2 protein-coding genes and 1 pseudogene are annotated in these 3317 nt (G+C 40.6%); all 3 read right to left on the bottom strand.

Going from position 1 to position 3317, the window contains the following annotated elements; translation table 11 throughout:
* Nucleotides 1-157: 157 nt before the first annotated feature.
* Complete coding sequence (locus AC1DRQ_RS30400; RefSeq protein ID WP_477429691.1) at nucleotides 158-823, bottom strand: immunoglobulin-like domain-containing protein; 666 nt, start codon at nucleotides 821-823, stop codon at nucleotides 158-160.
* A gap of 21 nt (nucleotides 824-844) precedes the next feature.
* Nucleotides 845-2347 (bottom strand): SusD/RagB family nutrient-binding outer membrane lipoprotein, encoded by a 1503-nt coding sequence (locus AC1DRQ_RS30395; protein WP_477429688.1) that lies wholly within the window; start codon nucleotides 2345-2347, stop codon nucleotides 845-847.
* An 11-nt stretch (nucleotides 2348-2358) separates the two neighbouring features.
* A pseudogene (locus AC1DRQ_RS30390) lies at nucleotides 2359-3317 on the bottom strand (SusC/RagA family TonB-linked outer membrane protein); the annotation flags it as partial.

Below are 3317 nucleotides of genomic sequence, written 5' to 3'. Positions count from 1 at the left end.
GTTCCATCATCAACCTGCACCCAAAACTCTCCGGAAATATCCTGAACAGCCGTTCCTCCTATTTTTTCATCCTTTTGGCAGGACGTGAATGATACTGCTACCAAAAATGCAAGTAGCGTATATACTATTATATTTATTTTTTTCATTTCTGGTAAATTTATTGTTTAACAAAGTTTCTTACAGACGTTCCGTATCCAGGATTCACAATCTTCATAGAATACCCGCTTAACGTACCACCAGGCCCTGGTGTAGATGCTTCTGATGCAGAACTTGTTGGACTTCCATCGCTGGCATCTTGTTCTGGAATAAATATTTTATTCCCTGTGTTGTTAAATACAATTACGGTAAGATCTGTGCCAGGAGCGCCGCCCGGATTAAACACGGAATACACACCAGCAACCAATTTTGTCCATACTGCAAGTGAGCCATTTATATCTCTGGCATAACTTCCGGAGAAATCATTAGCTTGTGCACTGGCTTCAGTTGAATAAACAATAACATGCCTGATTGCGCTTGCCGAAAATCCGTCGACATTAGTTGCAGTGTAAGTTATAGTATATACACCAGCAGCTGCTGTGCTAATTGTATTTGAGCTTACCTTTACATCTGCCGTACCTGCTTTTGCTGTAGCACCGGGATCAGTAAAAGATCCTCCCTTTGCAACAATCATATAATCTTCGCCCTTAACCGTAATTTCTGGATAAGTAGTAATTTTAGAACTACCTACATATCCATCTTTATATTTAAAGTTATCCTTACTACAGGCCGTTAACAATAAGCTTGATACTGTTAACATCACCAAATAATTTATATATTTTTTCATTTTCTATCTGCTTAAGGTTATTTATTTATTTGGTTGTCCCCACCATACTGGTGTAGTAATTGGCACCTCTGGTGGCGTATTAGAATTCCTGCTGCGTTCAGAATCAGGGAAAACTAAGCGTTTTGGAAACCTGCCTCCAGTTACACCGTTTTTTGGATACACCCATTGACCTGGATATTTTGTCGTATAATCGGGGTCAGTAGAATAAACAGGGCTTAATTCCGGATAACCGGTACGCTGCTGATCAAAGAACCCTTCTAAAGCATGAGAGTTGGGGAATGAAGCCCATTTTTGATAAATAATGGCTCTCAAATTAGCTTGCAGACTTGGGCTGTTAGGATACTTGTACGTTAAAGTATTAGGTGCGGTTAAGCTATACTGAGCAAAAGCAGCTGTAACACCAGCATCAAACTCAGTTGCTGCATTACCAACTCCATAACGGAGGGCGGCTTCTGCCTGCAAAAAGTGCGACTCTGCTTTAGTTATAAAATAAACAGGATCTGCTGATTTTAAATTCGGAGCAGTCGAAGTATAATAAGATGGATGTTCAGCCTGTGTTGCTGAGCCAAAACCCTGATCCATAGGTGTTGGGTTTGCTGTACCGAAATAAATAGCTGTACGAGGGTCGTTGTTGGCAACCAACCAGCTTACAAATGTATTGCTGGCCCGTAAGTCATTACCACCCAAATTAAATACGGTGTAAGCGTAAAGCGGGTTTCTTTGATCTGTACCATCTTTAAAAATCTTTAAACCAGCATCAACATCAAGAAAATCTGCATTAGCCGTATATAGCGCCCTTACACCAGCCTGGGCCTCAGCAGCGTGTGTATTAACCATACGTAAATACATTTTTAGTTTTAATGTATTAGCAAACTGACGCCATTTATCCATTTGATCATCAGGTACGCTTACGCCATCACCACCAAACAGGAAATCAACTTTTGAATCAGGAGCAGTTAACGGAGCGCTATAATCTGCTGCTAAAGCTGCGTCAATTTCAGCTATTAAACCTTTGTAAATGGTAAATCCGTCATCGAACTTCGGGTTCAGGTTTGCGGATCCCTGAAAAGCTTCGGTATAAGGAACCTTATCATATAAATCAACCAAAACCTCATAGCTGTAAGCTTTCATGACTGTACACATTAATACAAAGTTAAATTGCTTAGCAGCCTTTGCTTTGGTAATAGCCAATTGATAATCGGCTAAAGCACCTGAAAATAATTCGTTGTAGCCCCTGTTAAAATCCTGCCTTTGAAGGTTGTAGGCATCAATGGTTTTAAACTGATTGGCAATTGGAGATTGGGTCCAGTATTGTGACCATATACCACCAATGATGTCAAGTTCGCCACCAACACTACCGGCTGTTGACACAACACCCGATGGAAATAAAACCTGCACAGTACCCTTTTCAACAGCCGGGTCATTAGGGCTAACGTTTATATCGGTGATTTTTTTGCAACCAAATGATAAACATGTAGCTGCAAGTATGAATATTGTTTTAACTCTTATGTTTTTATTTTTCATGATGCAAATAATTAAAATGTAACTTTTAGTGAAGCACCATAGTACCTTAATGGTGGAGCAGTCCTGAACTCCCCGTATTCACTCGCCAGGTCAGTTCCATAATTTGAAACTTCCGGATCCACAACGCGGTTACCGGCAGGTAACCATGTAATTAAGTTTCTGCCATAAATTCCAACAGACGCTTTTGAAGCACCTATTTTACTGATAAATGATTTTGGCAAATTGTAATTTAAAGTAACCTCCCTTAATTTCATGAAGCTTCTGTCTAATATATCCCTTGACCAGGCCAGCGCTTTGTTCGAAGTGGTATAGTAGTAATCATCATTATTAGCCTCACTTATAGGAGTGTTGTTTTCTGTATAACCTATAACAGCACCGCTTGCATCGATAACCCGTTGAACCGAATTTGGAACAACAAAAGGATTACGGTCATTGTAAAGCGTTTTAGGATCGGCACCCACAAAATTAAACAAATCAGCAGTTCCTGAATAAAATTTACCGCCTTTATCCCACTCTAAGGTAAAGCCTAACGTAAAGTCCTTTACACGCACGCTATTGGTAAAACCCATTACAAAATCATGCTGAAAATTGCCATAGGTACCATTTGCTGCAGCAGCAACCGGATATCCCCCGCCATCAACTATGATGTGGCCCTGAGGGTCATATGCCGGAACTGGTGCTTGCAATAAGCCAAGCGGTTGTCCGGCCACGGCAACAAACTGGCCACCGTAACCATCCTGTCCAAGTATAACTTTTTCTAATCCCGGAGGCAATGATACTACAGTACTCCTGTTACGAGAGAATGTATAAGTAAAGTCCCATTTCACTACCGAGCTTTTTACCGGGGTAGCATTAAATGCAACCTCAATCCCGGTTTCTTTAACCTTTCCAAAATTTATCAGTTGGCTTGCATAACCAGTAGATGGAGCAATTGGTACATTCAAGATCTGATCCTGACGAACTTTATGGT

It is taken from the genome of Mucilaginibacter sp. P4_E8 (assembly GCF_056401495.1).
Note: the sequence above shows the minus strand (reverse complement) of the source record. Positions and strands in the feature narration are given on the sequence as shown.